Source organism: Achromobacter sp. JD417 (genome assembly GCF_041879325.1).
GTDB lineage: Bacteria > Pseudomonadota > Gammaproteobacteria > Burkholderiales > Burkholderiaceae_B > Achromobacter > Achromobacter mucicolens.
In genome coordinates, this window is the sequence record NZ_CP087159.1 from 2,823,972 (window position 1) to 2,843,257 (window position 19,286).

Annotated in this window: 17 protein-coding genes; 7 read left to right on the top strand and 10 right to left on the bottom strand. The window is 65.2% G+C overall.

The features are described 5' to 3' along the window. Both LN047_RS13020 and LN047_RS13025 read right to left on the bottom strand, forming a co-directional pair. Positions 1 to 1,671 carry an iron ABC transporter permease gene (locus LN047_RS13020; protein WP_279212142.1) on the bottom strand — a complete coding sequence of 557 codons (1,671 nt, stop codon included), beginning with the start codon at positions 1,669 to 1,671 and terminating at the stop codon, positions 1 to 3. 144 nt (positions 1,672 to 1,815) lie between these two features. Beyond that, positions 1,816 to 2,859: a Fe(3+) ABC transporter substrate-binding protein gene (locus LN047_RS13025; protein ID WP_062841138.1), complete on the bottom strand. Its 1,044-nt coding sequence runs from the start codon at positions 2,857 to 2,859 to the stop codon at positions 1,816 to 1,818. A gap of 347 nt (positions 2,860 to 3,206) precedes the next feature. On the opposite strand from LN047_RS13025, the gene LN047_RS13030 reads away from it, so the two are divergent. Continuing rightward, the gene (locus LN047_RS13030; protein ID WP_056317527.1) at positions 3,207 to 3,983 is read left to right on the top strand and encodes a ferredoxin--NADP reductase; all 777 of its coding nucleotides are present in this window, start codon (positions 3,207 to 3,209) and stop codon (positions 3,981 to 3,983) included. A gap of 99 nt (positions 3,984 to 4,082) precedes the next feature. Here the strand turns inward: LN047_RS13030 and LN047_RS13035 are convergent, their stop codons facing one another. Genes LN047_RS13035 through LN047_RS13045 form a run of 3 tightly spaced genes read right to left on the bottom strand, consistent with a single transcriptional unit; the run spans position 4,083 to position 6,821 of the window. After that, a complete protein-coding gene (locus LN047_RS13035; RefSeq protein WP_312538498.1) occupies positions 4,083 to 5,045 on the bottom strand; it encodes a tripartite tricarboxylate transporter substrate binding protein in 963 nt (320 codons plus the stop codon). 37 nt (positions 5,046 to 5,082) lie between these two features. Continuing rightward, positions 5,083 to 5,466, bottom strand: a complete 384-nt coding sequence (locus tag LN047_RS13040; protein WP_373981952.1) for a hypothetical protein — start codon at positions 5,464 to 5,466, stop codon at positions 5,083 to 5,085. Next, positions 5,463 to 6,821, bottom strand: coding sequence for an acyclic terpene utilization AtuA family protein (locus tag LN047_RS13045; protein WP_373981953.1), 1,359 nt, complete (start codon positions 6,819 to 6,821; stop codon positions 5,463 to 5,465). Before LN047_RS13045 ends, LN047_RS13040 begins: the two co-directional genes overlap by 4 nt. A 94-nt stretch (positions 6,822 to 6,915) precedes the next feature. On the opposite strand from LN047_RS13045, the gene LN047_RS13050 reads away from it, so the two are divergent. The 5 genes from LN047_RS13050 (at position 6,916) to LN047_RS13070 (ending at position 12,129) form a co-directional block, all read left to right on the top strand. After that, positions 6,916 to 7,842 (top strand): LysR family transcriptional regulator, encoded by a 927-nt coding sequence (locus LN047_RS13050; protein WP_373981954.1) that lies wholly within the window; start codon positions 6,916 to 6,918, stop codon positions 7,840 to 7,842. Between the two features lie 96 nt (positions 7,843 to 7,938). Further along, on the top strand, positions 7,939 to 8,325 hold the full coding sequence (locus LN047_RS13055) for a Rid family detoxifying hydrolase (protein ID WP_056317538.1): 387 nt from the start codon (positions 7,939 to 7,941) through the stop codon (positions 8,323 to 8,325). Positions 8,326 to 8,364: 39 nt separating this feature from the next. Then, positions 8,365 to 10,455, top strand: a complete 2,091-nt coding sequence (gene recG / locus LN047_RS13060) for an ATP-dependent DNA helicase RecG (RefSeq protein ID WP_373981955.1) — start codon at positions 8,365 to 8,367, stop codon at positions 10,453 to 10,455. A 78-nt stretch (positions 10,456 to 10,533) separates the two neighbouring features. After that, positions 10,534 to 11,484 carry a LysR substrate-binding domain-containing protein gene (locus tag LN047_RS13065; RefSeq protein ID WP_056317544.1) on the top strand — a complete coding sequence of 317 codons (951 nt, stop codon included), beginning with the start codon at positions 10,534 to 10,536 and terminating at the stop codon, positions 11,482 to 11,484. Positions 11,485 to 11,628: 144 nt separating this feature from the next. Further along, complete coding sequence (locus LN047_RS13070; protein WP_063954941.1) at positions 11,629 to 12,129, top strand: Dps family protein; 501 nt, start codon at positions 11,629 to 11,631, stop codon at positions 12,127 to 12,129. 103 nt (positions 12,130 to 12,232) lie between these two features. On the opposite strand, the gene LN047_RS13075 is transcribed toward LN047_RS13070, so the two are convergent. Then, the gene (locus tag LN047_RS13075) at positions 12,233 to 12,826 is read right to left on the bottom strand and encodes an RBBP9/YdeN family alpha/beta hydrolase (protein ID WP_373981956.1); all 594 of its coding nucleotides are present in this window, start codon (positions 12,824 to 12,826) and stop codon (positions 12,233 to 12,235) included. A 269-nt stretch (positions 12,827 to 13,095) separates the two neighbouring features. Between LN047_RS13075 and LN047_RS13080 the strand changes: the two genes are divergently transcribed. Continuing rightward, positions 13,096 to 14,223, top strand: coding sequence for a branched-chain amino acid ABC transporter substrate-binding protein (locus tag LN047_RS13080; protein ID WP_373981957.1), 1,128 nt, complete (start codon positions 13,096 to 13,098; stop codon positions 14,221 to 14,223). A 115-nt stretch (positions 14,224 to 14,338) separates the two neighbouring features. On the opposite strand, the gene LN047_RS13085 is transcribed toward LN047_RS13080, so the two are convergent. From LN047_RS13085 to ugpB, 4 genes are all read right to left on the bottom strand, one after another. Next, on the bottom strand, positions 14,339 to 15,427 hold the full coding sequence (locus LN047_RS13085; protein ID WP_062841130.1) for a sn-glycerol-3-phosphate import ATP-binding protein UgpC: 1,089 nt from the start codon (positions 15,425 to 15,427) through the stop codon (positions 14,339 to 14,341). A gap of 50 nt (positions 15,428 to 15,477) precedes the next feature. Continuing rightward, the gene (ugpE, locus tag LN047_RS13090) at positions 15,478 to 16,329 is read right to left on the bottom strand and encodes a sn-glycerol-3-phosphate ABC transporter permease UgpE (RefSeq protein ID WP_056317563.1); all 852 of its coding nucleotides are present in this window, start codon (positions 16,327 to 16,329) and stop codon (positions 15,478 to 15,480) included. 21 nt (positions 16,330 to 16,350) lie between these two features. Then, on the bottom strand, positions 16,351 to 17,232 hold the full coding sequence (gene ugpA, locus LN047_RS13095) for a sn-glycerol-3-phosphate ABC transporter permease UgpA (protein ID WP_373981958.1): 882 nt from the start codon (positions 17,230 to 17,232) through the stop codon (positions 16,351 to 16,353). A 241-nt stretch (positions 17,233 to 17,473) separates the two neighbouring features. Then, positions 17,474 to 18,787, bottom strand: coding sequence for a sn-glycerol-3-phosphate ABC transporter substrate-binding protein UgpB (gene ugpB / locus LN047_RS13100; RefSeq protein WP_373981959.1), 1,314 nt, complete (start codon positions 18,785 to 18,787; stop codon positions 17,474 to 17,476). Between the last annotated feature and the right edge of the window lie 499 nt (positions 18,788 to 19,286).

Below are 19,286 nucleotides of genomic sequence, written 5' to 3' on the forward strand. Positions count from 1 at the left end.
TCAATGTCCCATTTTCAGATTGGTGCGCGCCAGCAGGATGACCGGCAGCAGGCCGGCCAGGACGATGGCCAGCGCGGCCACGGCGCCTTCTTCGTACGTGCCGCGCGCGGCTTCCGCGTACAGCCACGTGGCAAGGGTGTCGAAATTCATGGGGCGCAGCAGCAGGGTGGCGGGCAGTTCCTTCATGGCGTCCACGAACACCAGCAGCGCGCTGGCCGCCAGCGCCGGACGCAGCAGGGGCAAATGGACGCGGCGCAGGGTGCCGGCCGACGTTTCGCCCAGGAGGCGCGAGGCCTGCTCGAGCGACGGCGGGATGCGCGCCAGCCCGGCTTCCACCGCCCCGGTCGAAATCGCCAGGAAGCGGATGGCATAGGCGCAGACCAGCGCGCCCATCGAGCCCATCAGGAACAGGCCTGTGCCGCCGAAGACGCGCGCGACGGCGGTGTCGATCCACACGAACGGGGTGAGAAGACCAATGGCCAGCACGGTGCCGGGCACCGCGTAGCCCAGGCTGGCGACGCGGGCGCACGCGCGGCCCGGATTGAACCCGGCGCTTTCGCGCAGGCTGCGGCCCGCCCACGCAACGATCAGGCCGCACAGCAGGGTGACGACCGTGGCGCTGGACGCGACGATGAGGGTGTTGGTCAGGCCGCCGATCAACTGGTCCGAGACGCCGCCCACCAGATGCAGGCGCTTGTAGGTTTCCACGACCAGATACAGCGCCGGCGCGGCGAAGCCCACCAGCACCGGAATCCAGCCCAGCACGGCCGCCACCGCGGCAGCGGCGCCGCGCAGCCGGCGCGGCTGCATCGGACGCATGCGCTGCGTGTTGGCATAGCGCTGCCGCTTGCGGCCGTGGCGTTCCAGCAGGATCAGGCCGATGACGATCGCCAGCATGGTCAGCGCAATCTGCGCCGCGCCGGCCAGGTCCGAACGGGTCACCCAGGTGGTGTAGACAGAGACGGTCAGCGTTTGCACGCCGAGAAATTCGGAGGCCCCGATATCGTTCAGCGTTTCGAGCAGCGCCAGGCTCACGCCCACCACGATCGCCGGACGGGCAAGGGGCAAGGCGACGCGGCAGAACACCGCCACGCGGCCCGCGCCCAACGTCCGGGCCGCTTCAAGCAGGCCGGCCGCCTGCGTCATGAACATCACGCGGGTGCTCAGGTAGACGTAGGGATACAGCACGAAGCCCAGCACGAAGATGGCGCCGTAGATGGAGCGCAAATCGGGCAGGCGGAACTCGCGCGGGCTGTCGTAGCCCAGCAGGGCGCGGATCGCCGACTGGATGGGTCCGATGGGATGCAGCAGGTCAAGGTAGGCGAACGCGATGATGTAGGTCGGCACGGCCAGGGGCAGCAACAGCGCCCAGGTCAGCATCCGGCGCGTCGGAAATTCATAAGCGGTCACCAGCCAGGCGGCGCCGGTGCCCAGCAACGTCACGACGATACCCACGCCGGCCAGCAGCATCACCGTGTTCGCCATCGCCTGCGGCAGCACATAGCTGGCCAGGTGCTGCCAGTGCCCAAGGCTGCCGCCCAGCGCCCACCAGCCCAGCGTCAAGACCGGCGCAAGCACCGCCAACGCGATCAGGCCGGCGCCAACCAGCCAGCCGGTTCCGCGTTCAGACCAGCGCAGCCGCAGCGGCCTGGGCAAGGATTCTGTATACATGCTTCAAAGTCGGTTGCATCAAAGGCAAGGCCTGTTCCCCCCGGAAAGCGGGAACAGGCCCAACGCGCGGCCCCGGTTCAGGAGCACGCGCGTGTCGTTGCCGTGGTCACGCGCCGCACGCCGGCAGCGCGGTGCGGCAGCTTATCAGTTATCGAAGCCGACCTTGTCCACCAGTTCGCTGGCTTGCTTGCGATGCTTGGCGATCTCGGTCAGGGGCAGGGGATCGACCTTCAGTTCACCGAAGCTTGCGATCACCGGGTCCAGCTTCACGCCCTTGCGGACGGGATACTCGTAATTGGCCTGGGCGTACATGGCCTGGGCGGGTTCGGACACCAGGAAGTCCAGCAGCTTGACGGCGTTGGCCTTGTTGGGGGCGTGCGCCGCGACCGCCGCGCCGCTGACGTTCACGTGCGTGCCGCCGCTTTTGGCGTTGGCGAACGTCGGGCGGATGACCTTGATGGCGTCGCCCCACTTGCGGGCGTCGGTGCCGGGCTCGGCGTTCTTCATGTGGCCGACGTAGTAGGCGTTGGCCAGGCCGATGTCGCAAATGCCGCCCAGGATGTCGCGCGCCACGTCGCGGTCGCCGCCGGCGGCCTTGCGGGCCAGGTTGGCCTTGACGCCGCGCAGCCACTTTTCGGTGGCTTCGGCGCCGTCATGCGCGATCATGGAGGCGACCAGCGCGGTGTTGTAGGGGTGCTGGCCCGAGCGGATGCAGACCTTGCCCTTCCACTTGGGGTCGGCCAGGTCTTCGTAGCGGAAGGCTTCGAGCTTCAGGTCCTTTTCGACGTACAGCACGCGGTCGCGCAACGACAGGGCATACCATTTGCCATCGGCGCCGCGCAGGTTGGCGGGAATGACCGAATTGAGGGTGTCCGACTTGACGGCTTGCGTCACGCCGCCGTCCACCAGGTCGAGCAGGTTGCCGATGTCCACCGTCATCAGCACGTCGGCGGGCGACTTGGCGCCTTCGGCCTTCACGCGCTCGAGCAGGCCGTCCTTGACGAAGACGGTGTTCACCTTGATGCCGCTTTCCTTGGTGAAGGCATCCAGCAGCGGCTGGATCAGCTTGGGTTCCCGGGTGGTGTACAGGCTGACTTCCTCGGCGGCGTTGGCCGACACGGTGAAGGCGGCGGCGCCAGCCAGCGCGAGCGCGCGCAGCAGCGAATTCAATTGGGGACGATTGATCATGAGGGGAACTCCAGCTAGGGCCGAAACGAATTTTTTGCCGCGCGCCTGCTGCGCTCAGGGGCGCCGCCACGCAAAGCAGTCTGCTAACGAAAATGATTATCAAAAGAGAGAGCGACAATAACAGGAAGCATTGCGCCGTTCAACTGCTCGTAAGCCGTCCCGGCAAGACGTTGATCCCCGTCAACTTGGAATAAGGGTATTACGGAATAATGAGAGCAGTTATCAACGAGACCTTGTAGAATAGGGACAACCCTAATGCCGACCGCGGCCTTTTTTTGCGGCTCGGAATGACCTTTGCGGCGCAGCCGGGCCCCGTCCGACCACCGTCCGCCCTTACTGAATACGACATGGCTGCTTTCAACACAGAGCGCGTACTTAGCGTGCACCACTGGAACGACACCCTGTTTTCCTTCACCACGACGCGTGACGCGGCCTTGCGGTTCCACAATGGCCACTTCGTGATGATCGGCCTTGAAGTCGAAGGCAAGCCGCTGCTGCGGGCCTACAGCATCGCCAGCGCCAACTACGAAGAAAACCTCGAGTTCCTCAGCATCAAGGTGCAGAACGGCCCGCTCACTTCGCGCCTGCAGCACCTGAAAGAGGGCGACACCATCCTCGTCAGCCGCAAGCCCGTCGGCACGCTGGTCGTCGACGACCTCAAGCCCGGCAAGCATCTGTTCCTGTTCGGCACCGGCACCGGCCTGGCTCCCTTCATGAGCATCATCAAAGACCCGGACGTCTACGAACGCTTCGACAAGGTCATTCTGGTGCACGGCGTGCGCTGGGTCAGCGAGCTGGCCTACGCCGACTACATCGAGAACGAACTGCCGAACAACGAATTCTTCGGCGATATCGTGCGCGACAAGCTGGTGTACTACCCCACCGTCACGCGCGAGCCTTTCCGCAACCAAGGCCGCATCACCGAACTCCTTGAAAACGGCAAGCTCTGCGCTGACATCGGCATTCCGCAGATCAACCCCGAAACCGATCGCGCCATGATCTGCGGCAGCCCGCACATGCTGGCCGACATCAGCGCCATGCTCGACAGCCGCGGCTTCACCGTGTCGCCGGGCGTGGGCCAGCCGGGCGACTACGTCGTCGAACGCGCCTTCGTGGACAAATAAGCCAGACCGCTTCCGTTCACGGCTTCAACGAACAACCCATCGCACATCGCGATGGGTTTTTGTTTTGGCGTGAAGCGGCAACGCCGCGCCTGGCGGGAATCATTCGGGCTGAATGCCGGCCTTCTTGATGATCTCGCCCCACTTCTTGGACTCGGCTTGCTGGAACGTGGCCAGTTCCTCGGGCGACGAGCTGGCGGCGTCCGTGCCGGTCTGCGCATAGAACTGTTGGGCGGCCTTGGCCTTGGTGGCATTGACCAGCAGTTCGTTCAGGCGCTTGACCACGTCGGGCGGCGTGCCGGCCGGCGCGTAGGCAGCAAACCAGTAGCCCATTTCGTAACCGGGCACGCCGGCTTCCGCGATGGTGGGCACGTCCGGCGCGAGCGGCGAGCGGGCCTTGCCCGTGACGCCCAGCGCACGAAGCTTGCCGGACTTGACCTGCGGCAGACCCGTGGCCGTGTCGGTGATCATCATGTCGATCTGGCCGCCCAGCAGGTCGGTAACCGCGAGCGGATTGCTCTTATACGGCACGTGCAGCAGTTGCACATTGGCCATCTGCTGCAACAGCTCGCCGGCGATGCGGCTGCTGGAGCTGCCGCTGCCAAAGCTCAGCTTGCCCGGCGACTGCTTGGCCTGCGCCAGGAAGTCGCCCACGGTCTTGGCGGACGAACTGGGGTTGACCACCATGATCTGCCCACCCTTGCCCAGCAGTGTGAGGGGCGCGAAATCCTTGACGGGATCGTAGGTCAGCGACTTGTACAGGTGCTCGTTGGCCGCGTGCGTGGTGTTGGTGGTGATGAGCACGGTATAGCCATCGGGCGTGGCGCGGGCGCCGGCGGCCGCGCCGATCATGGCGCTGGCGCCGGGCTTGTTCTCGATCACGACCGCCTGTCCGGTCTGCTCGGTGACGCCCTGGCCGATGGCCCGGCCGATCTGGTCGGTCGCGCTGCCGGCCGCGAACGGCACGATGAAAGTGATGGGCTTGGCGGGAAATTGCGCCATGGCCGAAAAGGGCAGGGCGGCGGCCAGCAGCAGGGCCAGCCGGCCCTTGGTAGCGATGCGCATGTATGTCTCCTGTGGTGTTTTTTTATCGGAACTGAAATCAGGCGGCCGCGGGACGGTCGCCGGGTATGTCTGGCAGCCGGCTCGCCAGCTCGGGGCTGACCTCCACCGTCATGTCCAGCAATCTGAAAGACAGGCTCTTGCCATGGGTGTCCAGGTTCAGCGCGTCGTTGACGCCGCCATCCAGCACACCCTCCAGCACAAAGTTCATGGCATTGAGCATCGGCAGCGCATACCGCGTCACGCGTTTCGGGTGGCGGTAGGCGAACCATTGCGCCACGCGCGATTCAGTCACTTGCGCGGTCAGCACGTCAAAGCATTCGGCGTCCCAGGCGATGAGGCTCAGGTTCGAGATATCGCCCTTGTCCCCGGAGCGGCTGTGAGCCAGCCGGTACAGCGGCACGGCGAGCAGGGTCTGGTTCATGGCGCGATCTCCTCCAGGAAGGTCCAGCCGCTCTTTACGGCCTCGCGGGGAATGGTGCAAGACATCATGTTCAGGCGCGGGCGCAGGGCGGTGCGCACGCCGCCGCCGCCCGCCGGCCCGCAGGTGTAGAGCGCGGTCACTTCGCGCAGCACGCGTTCGGCTTGCGCGCGGTCGGCGTTTTCAGTGGCCAGCCGCAGCCGCACGTCGCGGGAATGGCTATCGGCAAGCGCGCGGCGCATTTCCCCGGCGTCGTCGCCCAGGATGCTGATGGCGCCAATCAGGTCCGCCCGCAGCTTGAAATCCGCGCCCAGGCGCTTCTGGACGATGTCGGCCGCCAAGCGGGCGCGCGCCTCGGCCTGCACGCCTGCATAAGAGATTTCCGCTTCGGCCAGCCAGCCGCCGCGATAGCAGACGTTCACCTTCAGTTCCGCCGGCCGCGCATGGCCGGTGATGCCATGGACGGCGACCCGATTGCCGCCCAGCTCGACCACGCGCGCCTGGCTCAGGTCAGCCACCACGTCGGGCGTCAGGTAGCGCGCCGGATCGTGCACTTCATAAAGCAGTTGTTCCTTGACCGTGCGCGCATCGACCGCGCCGCCCGTATCGTCGGCCTTGCCGATCACGAACTCGCCGTCGGCCTGGATCTCGGCGATCGGGAAACCGGCCGCGTGCACGTCGGGAACCTCTTTCAGCCCTGGCACGCAAAAGTACCCGCCCGTCACCTGCAGCCCGCATTCGAGCATGTGGCCCGCCATGGTGGCACGGCCCAGCCGCGGCCAGTCGGCCGGATCCCAGCCGAAATGCGCCAGCGCCGGGCCGAGCGTCAGCGAAGGGTCCGCCACGCGGCCGGCCACCACGATCTGCGCGCCGGCGGCCAGCGCCTCGGCGATCTCGGTGGCGCCCAGGTAAGCGGTGGCGCTGACGATGTCCAGGCCGTCCAGCGCCGCACCCAGGCGCTGCGCCAACAAATCGCGGTGTTCGGCGCCATTGAGCGCGTCGCCGTGCACGACGGCGATACGCGGCACGGGCATGCCCTGTTCGCGCGCCAGTTCGGCGATACGCCGCGCGGCGGCGGGCGGATTGGCCGCGCCGAAATTGCTGACGATGTTGATGCCGTGGCGCAGGCAATCGGCCAGGATCGGCCCCACCAGCTCGTCCAGCAGCGGTTCATAGCCGCGGTTCGGGTCGTCGTTGCGAGCCAACTGCGCCAGCGCCAGCGTGCGTTCGGCCAGCGTCTCGAAGATCAGCGTGCCGCCGCCTTGGGCGGCCAGGGTGCGGACCACGGCCGCGGCGCCATCGCTGCGGTCGCCGGAAAATCCGGAGGCGCAGCCGATGAGCAAGGGAGTTTGAGACATGAGCAGTCCAGGCGCGTTCAGGGTTGGAACGACTATAGGCAAGGCGCGATCATCCGTAAAATAGAAAAATCGGATCGATTAATACAAGAAGCCCATGAATCTATCGTCCCGCCAATTGCGCGCCTTCGTGGCCCTGGCCGATGAACGGCACTTCACGCGCGCCGCGCAGCGCTGCCACCTGACGCAGCCCGCGTTCAGCGCGCTGATCCGGTCGCTGGAAGACGCCGCCGGCGTGCGGCTCTTTGACCGCAACACGCGGCACGTGGAGCTGACTGCCGAAGGCCGTGTGCTGGATGCGACCGCGCGCCGCCTGCTGGCGGACATGGATCTGGCAATGGGAGACCTGCGCGACCTGGCGGACCGGCGCCGTGGCAGGGTGACGCTGGCCGCGCTGCCGTCGCTGGCGGCGGGTTGGCTGCCCGATCTGCTCGCGCGGTTCCAGCAGGATCACCCGGGCATCGTGCTGGATCTGCGCGATGCCTTGCTCGATCCGTGCCTGGACATGGTGCAAAGCGGCGTGGCCGATTTTGCCGTGGCCTCGCGGCGGCCGGACATGACGGATCTGGACAGCGAATTCCTGCACGCGGACCGCTACTTTCTGGTGTGCCGCGCAGACCATCCCTTGGCTGGCCAGTCGCGCGTGCGTTTGCGCGACGTGCTGCGTCATCCCATCATCCAGCTTGCGCGCGGCAGCAGTGTGCGCAAACATCTGGACGAAGCGTTGGGCGCCGAGGCGCCGTTGCCGGTTTTCGAGGTCGAACACCTGGCGACCGTCACGGGCCTGGTGCGCGCAGGACTTGGCGTATCGGTCGTACCCGCCATGACGCTTTTTCATTTCCGCAGCGCCGATCTGCGTATCGTGCCGCTGGCGGGCCGCGCATTGACGCGGCCGCTTTACCTGGTGCGCCGCAAGGGCCGCAGCCTGTCGGTGGCCGCGCAAGCGTTGGCCGATCTGCTGATCGCGCATCGGGGCGATATCGGCGGCGCCGGTCATCCGGCGGGTGCGCTGGATCAGACCTAGGCCATCTTTACGGCGATCCGCCACTTTCGCAAACGTCTATTGCTGATTAAACTTCGATAGTTGTAGCTTCTATCCGTCACCAGAAGGATTCCGCCCATGAGCAAGCAAATCATCCATACCGACAGCGCGCCTGCCGCCGTTGGCCCTTACTCGCAAGCGGTTGCCGTCAGCGGCACCAAGACTGTCTACCTCTCGGGCCAGATCGGCCTGGAGCCCGGCACCGGCGACCTGGTCTCTGAAAACTTCGACGCGCAGGTGCGTCAGGCGTTTGCCAACATGCAGGAAGTCATCAAGGCTGCAGGCGGCACGCTGGACAACGTGGTCAAGCTCACGCTGTTCCTGACCGACCTGGGCAAGTTCACGGCGGCCAACGCCATCATGGCCGAGATCATCCCGCAGCCGTTCCCGGCGCGTTCGACGATCGGCGTGGCCAGCCTGCCCAAGGGCGCCCAGTTCGAAGTCGAAGCGATCATGGTCCTGTAAGGCGCGCCCGGACGTTTCATACCAGGGGTTCGTTCCTACATGCCGGCCGCAGCCGTGGCCTCCAAACGTACCGGCGCCGACAAGAACGGCGCCGGCAAAGCGATGACGGATACGGAGCGCAAGCTTCGTAACCTGGGCTTGGTGCTGCCCGAGGATTTCGTGCTGCACCTGCCGCTGCGCTACGAAGACGAAACGCGCGTCATCCCGATCAGTTCGCTTCGCCCGGGCTTTGCCGGCCAGGTTGAAGGCGAGATCACCAAATCCGAGGTCCTGTACCGGCCGCGGCGCCAGCTGACCGCCACCTTGGCGGACGATAGCGGCGAACTGCAATTGCGCTGGCTGAACTTCTACCCCAGCCAACAGAAACAAGTCACCGTCGGCAAGCGGCTGCGCGCCCGTGGCGAAGTGCGCGGCGGGTTGTTCGGACGCGAGATGGTGCATCCGCGGCTGACCAACGCCGATTCGCCCCTTCCGACCGCCCTGACGCCTGTCTACCCCACCACTGAAGGATTGCCGCAGCCGGCCTTGCGGCGCGCCATCGCGCAGGCGCTCAATACCGCGGACCTGTCCGACACCCTTCCGGATGAGGCGCGCGCCCGCTACGACCTGCCTCCATTCGAGCCCGCCATCCGCGCCTTGCACACGCCTGCGCAGGGCGAATCCGAACAGGCCTTGCTGGATCGCGTGCACCCGGCGTGGCGGCGGATCAAGTTCGACGAACTGCTGGCGCAGCAGCTGTCGCTTGCCGCCGCCCGCGCGGCGCGCCGCATCAAGGAAGCCGAGTCGCTGCCGGCGCAGAACGGGGCAGGGGGTCTGGTCGCCCGGTTGTACGAAACGCTGCCGTTCAAGCTGACCGGCGCGCAGCTGCGCGTCGTGCAGGAGATCTCGGCGGACCTTGCCAAGCCGTATCCCATGCACCGTCTGTTGCAGGGCGACGTGGGCAGCGGCAAGACCGTCGTGGCCGCCATCGCGGCCGCGCAGGCCATTGCGGGCGGTGCGCAGGTGGCGCTGATGGCGCCCACGGAAATCCTGGCCGAGCAGCACTTTCGCAAACTGGTGTCCTGGCTGCAGCCGCTGGGCGTGAATGTCGCGTGGCTGAGCGGCAGCCTTTCGGCCAAGGCCCGCCGGGAAGCCGCCGCTGCGGCGGCCGACGGCAGCGTGCATCTGGTCGTCGGCACGCAGGCGCTGATCCAGGACCATGTCGAATTCCACCGGTTGGGCCTGTCCATCGTGGACGAACAGCATCGCTTCGGCGTCGGCCAGCGTCTTGCGCTCACGCGCAAGGGCGAGACCGTGCGCGGCCGCATCGTGCCGCATCAGCTCAACATGAGCGCCACGCCCATTCCGCGCACGCTTGCCATGACGTTCTTCGCGGATCTGGACGTGTCCGTGATCGACGAACTGCCGCCCGGACGCAGTCCCGTGGTGACCAAGCTGGTCTCCGACGCGCGCCGGGAAGAGGTCATCGCCCATATCGCGCAGGCGGCGCGCGGCGGCCAGCAGGCCTATTGGGTCTGTCCGCTGGTCGAGGAAAGCGAGGCCCTTGAACTGCAGACCGCCGTCGACACCTACGAGGGCATGCGCGCCGACCTGCCGGATCTGCGGATCGGACTGGTGCACGGCCGCCTGCCGCAAGCCGAGAAGGCCTCGGTGATGCAGGCTTTCCGCGACGGCGAGATCGATCTGCTGGTCGCCACGACCGTCATCGAAGTCGGGGTCGACGTGCCCAATGCGTCGTTGATGGTGATCGAACACGCCGAGCGATTCGGCCTTGCCCAGCTGCATCAGCTGCGCGGGCGGGTGGGGCGCGGCACGGCCGAGTCCGTTTGCGTATTGCTCTATCAGACGCCGCTGTCCCAGGTCGCCCGCGAACGCCTGCGCGCCATGTTCGAGACATCCGACGGCTTTGAGATCGCGCGGCGCGACCTTGAACAGCGCGGTCCCGGCGAATTTCTGGGAACGCGCCAATCCGGCATGGCGCTCCTGCGCTTTGCGGATCTGGAAACCGACGCTGCGATTGCCGAAGACGCGCGCGATGCCGCCGTGTGGCTGCGCGCCGAACATCCAGACGCCGTCCAGGCTCATCTGGCCCGCTGGATGCGCGGCCGCGAAGACTTCCTGCGGACCTGACATGCGGCCCGACATTCACCTTGAATCCTCTACCGCCGGCCTCGGAGCCGGCGCATAACCCCGGGGGCGTAGTCCACCATGACTCTCACCGAACTGAAGTACATCGTCGCCGTCGCCCGCGAGCGGCACTTTGGCCGCGCGGCCGAGGCCTGTTTCGTCAGCCAGCCGACGCTGTCCGTGGCCATCCGCAAGCTGGAAGACGAATTGGGCGTGACCCTGTTCGAGCGCGGCGGCTCCGAGGTCGGGGTGACGCCCATCGGCCAGCGCATCGTCGCGCAGGCGCAGAAGGTGCTGGAAGAAAGCGCCAGCATCAAGGAGATCGCCCGGCAAGGCCACGACCCGCTGGCCGGCCCGCTGCGGGTTGGCGTCATCCACACCATCGGTCCGTACCTGCTGCCCAAGCTGGTGCCCGTGCAGATCGGCCGCACGCCGCAGATGCCGCTGCTGCTGCAGGAGAACTTCACGGTGCGGCTGGTGGAACTGCTGCGCCAGGGCGAAATCGATTGCGCCATCATGGCCTTGCCGTTGCCCGAAGCCGGCCTGGTCATGCAACCGCTCTACGACGAGCCCTTCGTCGTGGCGGTGCCCAACGACCATGAACTGGCCAAGCGCAAGGCCATCGACGCCCAGGATCTGAAGCAGCAGACCATGCTGCTTTTGGGCAGCGGCCATTGCTTCCGGGATCAGGTGCTTGAAGTCTGTCCCGAACTGTCGCGCTTCTCGGCGGCCAGCGACGGCATCCAGCGCACCTTCGAGGGCTCTTCGCTCGAAACCATCCGCCACATGGTCGCGGCCGGGATCGGCGTCACCGTGCTGCCCGTGACCGCCGTGCCCGAGAACCCGCCCTCCAACAGCCTGTTGCGCTACCTGCCGTTCGAAGGTCATGTGCCCGAGCGCCGCGTGGTGCTTGCCTGGCGGCGCAGCTTCCCGCGTCTGGCGGCGATCGAGGCGCTGGCGCAAGCCGTCTATGAATGCGATCTGCCGGGCGTGAAGATGCTGGCTGGCGAAGCGGCTGCGGTGCAGGATTGAGCGGCTGCGGCTGCCAGTGCGCGGCGCGCGTTCGCGCCGCGTCAATCGGTCGCAGGCCATATTGAGAACGGCTCTGCCACAACACCCGTTCTGTCGTGTTTGCAGTGGTATTCTTATTTCCGCCTTTTTCCATAGGAGCTAGCAATGGCCAAGTCCACCAAGAAGACCTCGAGCGTTCCGCGCATCAACATCGGTATTTCGGACAAGGACCGCGCCGCGGTTGCCGGTGAACTGTCCAAGTTGCTGGCCGATTCGTACACGCTGTACCTGATGACGCACAACTTCCACTGGAACGTCACGGGGCCCATGTTCAACACGCTGCACCTGATGTTCATGACGCAGTACACCGAAGAATGGAATGCGCTGGACAGCATCGCCGAGCGCATCCGCGCGCTGGGCCACTACGCGCCGGGCACGTACCGCGAATACGCCAAGCTGTCCTCGATCGCCGAGCCGGACTCGGTGCCGGACGCGCTGGAAATGGTGCGCCTGCTGGTCGACGGCAACGAATCGGTCGCCAAGACTGCGCGCGCCGCCTTTGAAAAGGCCGACGCCGCCAACGACCAGCCCACGGCCGATTTGCTGACGCAGCGTCTGGACGTGCACGAAAAGAATGCGTGGATGCTGCGCAGCCTGCTGCAGTAATCCGATGGCCGTCTTCCCGTCACGGGGAGGCGGCCGGCGCGATACGCGCCAATATATTGGCCGCCCTGATCGGGCGGCCATTTTTTTGCTTGCGCGGTTTGCGTCAGAAGTCGTACAGCGGCACGGGCGGAATGCGCTTGGGCGGCGGGGGAATCCGCCAGGATGCCCGGCGTCGAAGCGCCCCGAGCAGCTTCAATCCCTGCGGCCAGTCGGCGAGTCCGCTTTCGGCATTGATATGGCCCGCGCCAGCCAGCACGACGACGCGGCTGCCCCAGTCCGCGGCGAACGCATGCGCGCGTTCCAGCGTGCAATAGGGGTCGTTGTCGCTGGCCACGACCACGCTTTGAAAAGAGAGCGGCTGGCGCGCGATGGGCGCGAAGCCGCGCAGGCACGCCGGGGTGTCCGGGCGTTCGACGTCGGCGGGCGCGACCAGCAGCGCGCCGGCAACCTTGGCGCGCAGCGGCACCGGCAGCGAAGCGCTGATCAGGCAGCCAAGGCTGTGGGCCACGAGCAGGACCGGGCTGCGGGCTTCGTCCACGTCGGCCGTCAGACGGGATATCCAATCGGCCGCGCAGGGGTTTTCCCAGTCGTGCTGCTCGATCCGCCGGGCGTTTGGCAACAGGGCCTGCCACCGGGATTGCCAGTGATCGGGACCGGAGTTTTTCCAGCCCGGGACGATTATCGGTTGGAGTCTCATGCGGCACATGATGCCGCCGCGCGTTAGTAACTCAAACGAATTAATGGTCTTTTGCATATACGGCGTTTGGAATAAGCCGAGGTGCCCCGCAGCATGCCGCAGTGCATCACAAAACCGCGGAAAACCCTGCGCAAACCCGGCCAAAAGCCGCGATATTTCAGTGTATGCTTGCCGTGCAAATGCACCCGCCAACGGGCATGACATCTACGTTATCCGGCCGTCAGCCCGTTGATGGATCAACGATTACAAGTCATTCGAGGAGTCCACTCATGAAGCCAGTATTCCGTCTGACCCCGGTCATCGCAGCGCTGGGCGTCGCCGCTGGTTTGACGTTTGGCGCGGCCGCGCACGCCCAGACCATCAAGATCGGCGTCGTCGGCCCCACCACCGGTGCGGTCACGCAGTATGGCGATATGGTCCGTGAAGGGGTCGATACCGCGGTCGAGCGCATCAACGCCGCCGGCGGCGTCAACGGCAAGAAGCTGGAAACCGTGGTGATCGACGACGGTTGCGAACCCAAGCAGGGTCCCAACGCCGCCAACCGCGTCGTCAACAGCAAGATCGGTTTCGTCGTGGGCCACGTGTGCTCGGGCGCCACCATCGCCGCCGCCGACATCTACAACAACGAAGGCGTGGTCATGGTCACCCCGTCGGCCACGTCGCCGGCCCTGACCGACGGCAAGAACTACGAGTTCATCTTCCGCACCATCGGCCGCGACGACCAGCAGGGCCCCGCCGCCGCCAAGTTCATCCTGGACAAGATCAAGCCCAAGAAGGTCGCCGTGCTGCACGACAAGCAGTCGTATGGCCAGGGCATCGCCACCGCGGTCAAGAACGACCTGGAAAAGGGCGGCGTGACCATCGCCGTGTTTGAAGGCATCAACGCCGGCGACAGCGACTACTCGGCAGTCATCACCAAGCTCAAGAGCCAGGGCGTGGACTTCGTCTATTACGGCGGCTACCACCCCGAAATGGGCCTGCTGCTGCGCCAGGCGGCCGAGCAGGGCGTGAAGGCCAAGTGGATGGGCCCGGAAGGCACGGGCAACCCGGACATCAACGCCATCGCGGGCGACGCCGTCGAGGGCATGCTGCTGACGCTGCCGGCCGACTTCACGCAGAACGCCGCCAACGCCGACATCGTCAAGGCGTTCCAGGCGAAAAAGCGCAATCCCAGCGGCGCTTTCCAGATGACGGCCTACGCCGCCACGCAGGTCATCGCGGACGGCATCAAGGGCGCGGGTTCCGACGATCCGACCAAGGTCGCCAAGTACCTGCATGCCAATTCCTTCGATACGCCGATCGGCAAGGTGTCGTGGAACAAGCAGGGTGACCTGACGAACTTCGAGTTCGACGTGTTCACCTGGCACAAGGACGGCTCCAAGACCGTCTACAAGTAAAGCGCAGTGCGGCGGGCCGCTACCGGCCCGCCGCAAAAAAAACCGGGCCGCAAGCGATCTGCTTGCGGCCCGGTTTGTTATTGCGCCTCAGGGGCAGGGGCGGACGCGCCGCCGCTTACAGGCCCTGGACGCGGCGGCCTGTGTCGGCCTCGAACCAGTGCAGCGGATGGCGGCCGTCCGGGCCCACGTTGACCTGCATGCCGACCTTGGCGGACGACTCGGACAGCTGGCGCGTCGTGCAGCGCACGACCAGCGTGCTCTTGCCGCAGCGGCAGTGAACGAGCTGTTCCGAACCCAGTGTCTCGACCATTTCGACTTCGGCTGGGATGCCCTGCGTGTTCAGCAGCATGTGCTCGGGGCGCATGCCCATGATGACCTTGCGGCCGCGAACCTGCGAAGGCACCTGCAGCGGCGAGATCTCGAGCTGGTTGCCGTCGGCGGTCTGCACAGTGCCGTCGCCGGACACCTGGACTTCCATGAGGTTCATGGGCGGCGAGCCGATGAAGCCGGCCACGAACGTCGACGCGGGCTTTTCGAAGACTTCCATCGGGGTGCCGATCTGCTCGGGCACGCCCTGGTACATGACGATCATGCGGTGCGCCAGCGTCATGGCCTCGACCTGATCGTGCGTCACGTACAGGCTGGTGGTGCCCAGGCGGCGGTGCAGCTTCATGATCTCAAGGCGCATCGCCACGCGCAGCTTGGCGTCCAGGTTGGACAGCGGCTCGTCGAACAGGAATACCTTGGGTTCGCGCACGATGGCGCGGCCCATGGCCACGCGCTGGCGCTGGCCGCCCGAGAGGGCGCGCGGACGGCGGTCCAAGAGGTGTCCCAGTTCCAGGATCTGCGCGGCGGCGTCGACGCGCTTCTTGATTTCGTCCTTGGAGAACTTGCGGATCTTCAAGCCGTAGGCCATGTTCTCGAACACGGTCATGTGCGGGTAGAGCGCGTAGTTCTGGAACACCATCGCGATGTCGCGCTCGGCGGGTTCCAGCGTGTTGACGACCTTGTCGTCAATGACGATGTCGCCGCTGGTCACGGTTTCCAGGCCGGCGACCATGCGCATCAGCGTGGACTTGCCGCAGCCCGAGGGGCCGACGATGACGATGAATTCGCCATCCTTGACATCCATGTCGATGCCATGGATGACCGGCACGTTGCCGGCGTAGGTTTTCTTGACGTTGCGGAAGCTGAGAGTAGCCATGAGTTATTCGTGTTCAGAGTCGTGTTCGGGTGGGCGCGGGTGGGGCGGCGTTACTTCTCAGTGTCGACCAGACCCTTGACGAACCATTTCTGCATCAGGATGACGACCAGCGCCGGCGGGATCATCGCGAGCATGGCGGTGGCCATGGTGATGTTCCATTCGGTCACGCTGTCGCCGCCGCTGATCATCCGCTTGATGCCGATGACGACGGGATACATGTCTTCCTGCGTGGTGACCAGCAGCGGCCACAGATATTGGTTCCAGCCGTAGATGAACTGGATCACGAACAGTGCGGCGATGCTGGTCTTGGACAGGGGCAGCAGCACGTCGCGGAAGAACCGCACGGGCCCCGCGCCGTCGATGCGGGCGGCCTCGATGAGCTCGTCCGGCACCGTCAGGAAGAACTGGCGGAACAGGAACGTGGCCGTGGCCGACGCGATCAGCGGCAAGGTCAGGCCCGCATAGCTGTTGAGCAGGCCCAGATCGGCCACGACCTTGTAGGTGGGCGCGATGCGGACTTCGACCGGCAGCATGAGCGTGACGAAGATCATCCAGAAAAAGAACATGCGGCCGGGGAAGCGGAAGTACACGACCGCGAATGCAGACAGCAGCGAGATCGCGATCTTGCCGATCGAGATTGCCAGCGCCATGATCAGGCTCACGTACATCATGCGGCCGACGGGCGCGCCGGACGAACCGCCCGACGAGCCGCCGAAGAGGGCCTTCATGTAGTTGTCCACGAAGTGCGGACCGGGAATCAGGGACATCGGCGCTTGAGCGACTTCCTGCGCGGTCTGGGTGGACGCGACGAAAGTGACGTAGAGCGGAAATGCCACCATCGCCACGCCGCAGAGCAGAATGACGTGGGCCAGAATATCCAGCCAGGGACGGCGTTCAACCATTGTTATCAGCCTCGAACAAAATCAATACTGCACTTTGCGGTCGACGTAGCGGAACTGCACGACCGTCAAGGCAACCACAATGAACATCAGGACGACGGACTGGGCGGCGGACGAACCGAGGTCCAGGCCGCGGAAGCCGTCGCTGTACACCTTGTAGACCAGGATCGAGGTCGACGTGCCGGGCCCGCCCTGCGTCGTCGTGTCGATCACGGCGAAGGTGTCGAAGAATGCATAGATGATGTTGACCACCAGCAGGAAGAACGTGGTGGGCGACAGCAGCGGGAAGACGATGGTCCAGAAGCGGCGCGCGGGGCTGGCGCCGTCGATGGCGGCGGCTTCGATCAGCGAGCGCGGGATCGATTGCAGGCCGGCCAGGAAGAACAGGAAGTTGTACGACACCTGCTTCCAGACCGCGGCGACGATCACCAGGACCATGGCCTGGTTGCCGTCAAGGCGCGGGTTCCAGTCCACGCCCGACTTGCGCAGGGCTACGGCCAGGATGCCGACGGAAGGCGAAAACAGGAACAGCCACAGCACGCCGACGACGGCGGGCGCCACGGCATACGGCCAGATGAGCAGGGTCTTGTAGAGCCCGGCGCCGCGGATCACGCGATCGGCCATCACGGCCAGCACCAGCGACACGCCAAGGCCCACGCCGGCCACCAGCACCGAGAACACGGCGGTGACGCGGAACGAATCCAGGTAGGCCTGCTGCGAGAACAGGTCCATGAAGTTGTCCAGGCCGACGAATTGCGAGGACAGACCGAAGGGATCTTCAAGGCGCGTGGACTGCCACATGGCTTGTCCGGCGGGCAGGAAGAAGAACACCACGGTAATGATCAGCTGCGGCAGGAGCAGCAGATAGGGCAAGGTCTTGTGCCCGAATACAACGCGTTTTTCCATAGGGGGAACCCAAGGTACAGAAAAGCGGCGGTTGAAATAACCGCCGCCTGAAACCGCCAGCGCGCGTGCCGCGCGTGGCGCCCGGAGCCCGAAAGCACCGGCACTCATAAAAACACGATAGGCTTAAAGCCCCTTAAAAACCAGGGCTTTAAGCCTCGTTTGTCCTTGTCGCAACAGGGTCCTTGTCACGGCATGGAAAATGCCGATTGACAAGGCGGCGGTCAAGCCGCGCGAAAGGGCGTTACTTTACACTCTTCTCGAACTTTTCCAGCAGCTCGTTGCCGCGCTTGACGATGTTATCGGCGCCGTCCTTGGGGGCAACCTTGCCCGAGACGATGCGTTCGATTTCAGCGTCCTCGATCTCGCGGATCTGGGGCAGGAAGCCCAGACGCAGACCGCGCGATTGGGCAGTGGTTTCGACGTTCAATTGCTTGACGCCCACTTCGGTGCCCGGGTTCTTGTCGTAGAAGCCTTCCTTCTTGGTCAGCTCGTACGCGGCCTTGGTGACGGGCACGTAGCCGGTCTGCTGGTGCCAGCGGGCGGCGATTTCGGGGCTGGCCAGGAACTTGAAGAACGCGGTCACGCCCTTGTAGGTTTCGGGCTTCTTGTTGGCGAAGACCCACAGCGAGGCGCCGCCGATGATGGTGTTCTGCGGCGCGCCTTTCACGTCGGCGTAGTAGGGCAGCGTGGAGGTGCCGAACTCGAACTTGGCGTTCTTGGCGATGTTGGCGCGCAGGCCGGACGAACCGGTGATCATGGCGCACTTGCCGCTGATGAACAGCGAGTTGGGCTCGTCGCCGCGGCCGCCGTACATGAAGATGCCTTCCTTGCCGAGCTTGGCGAGGTTCTCAAGGTGGCGCACGTGCAGCGGGGTGTTGATGGCGATGCGCGCATCCAGGCCGCCGAAGCCGTTGTCCTTGGTGGCGTACGGCACGTTATGCCAGGCCGAGAAGGTCTCGAGCTGGGTCCAGGACGGCCACGACGTGGTGTAGCCGCATTCCTGGCCAGCGGCCTTCAGCTTCTGGCCGGCTGCGGCCAGTTCTTCCCAGGTCTTGGGGGGATTGTCGGCGTCCAGGCCAGCCTTCTTGAAGGCGTCCTTGTTGTAGTAGAAGACGACGGTCGAGCTGTTGAACGGCATCGACACCAGCTTGCCGTCGGCCGACGAGTAATAGCCGGCCACGGCGCCAATGAATTCCTTGGGATCGATCGGGTTGCCGGCTTCTTCGGACATCTGCTGCACCGGCTTGATGGCACCCTTGGCGTACATCATGGTGGCGGTGCCGACTTCAAAGACCTGCAGGATGTCCGGGGCGTTGCCGGCGCGGAACGCGGCGATGCCGGCGTTCATGGATTCACCGTAGTTGCCCTTGTAGATGGCCTTGACCTGGTAGTCGGGGTTCTTCTTGTTGAATTCGTCGACCAGGCCATTGACGCGGTCGCCCAGAGCGCCTTCCATCGAATGCCAGAACTGGATCTCGGTGGCTGCTTGCGCGGAAGCGCCGGCGAAAGCCGTCATGATGGCGGCAAAGGTCAGTGCAATACGATGGGATCGCATAAAGGGTTCTCCAGTTGGGCGTGTTGCGAACGGGTTGTCCGGCCGCATGAAACACGACACCTTATGAATTGTTTGTGACAAAACCGTGACTTTCACATCCCTACAAACGCCTGTCAAATTGCGCGTTTTAGGCGCGAACGAACATTTTGCGATTCCTTGTGCAGGGAGCCGACCGTTTACAATCGCCGCCTATGGAAAACGAACTTTCGATTGCGTTCATTGGCGATAGCTGCGGGACGGCCGCGCGGGCCTCGCGGCAGGCCCGCAGAGTATGCGCCGCCAGGGGCGTTCATGTCATTGACATTAACCAGGATGCGCGGGCGCCGCGGCCATGCGGGACGCGCATCGCGCGCGCCTTTGCCAGCGGGTCCGCACGCATCGCGCGTGGCGTGTTCGCGGCCGCGACTCGGAACATGCCAGGTGTTGTGGCCAGGACACGTCAATGTGGGCAAGAAGGGGCCGCGAACGGCCGTTCGGCGGGCGGTCGCCGTCAGCCGCG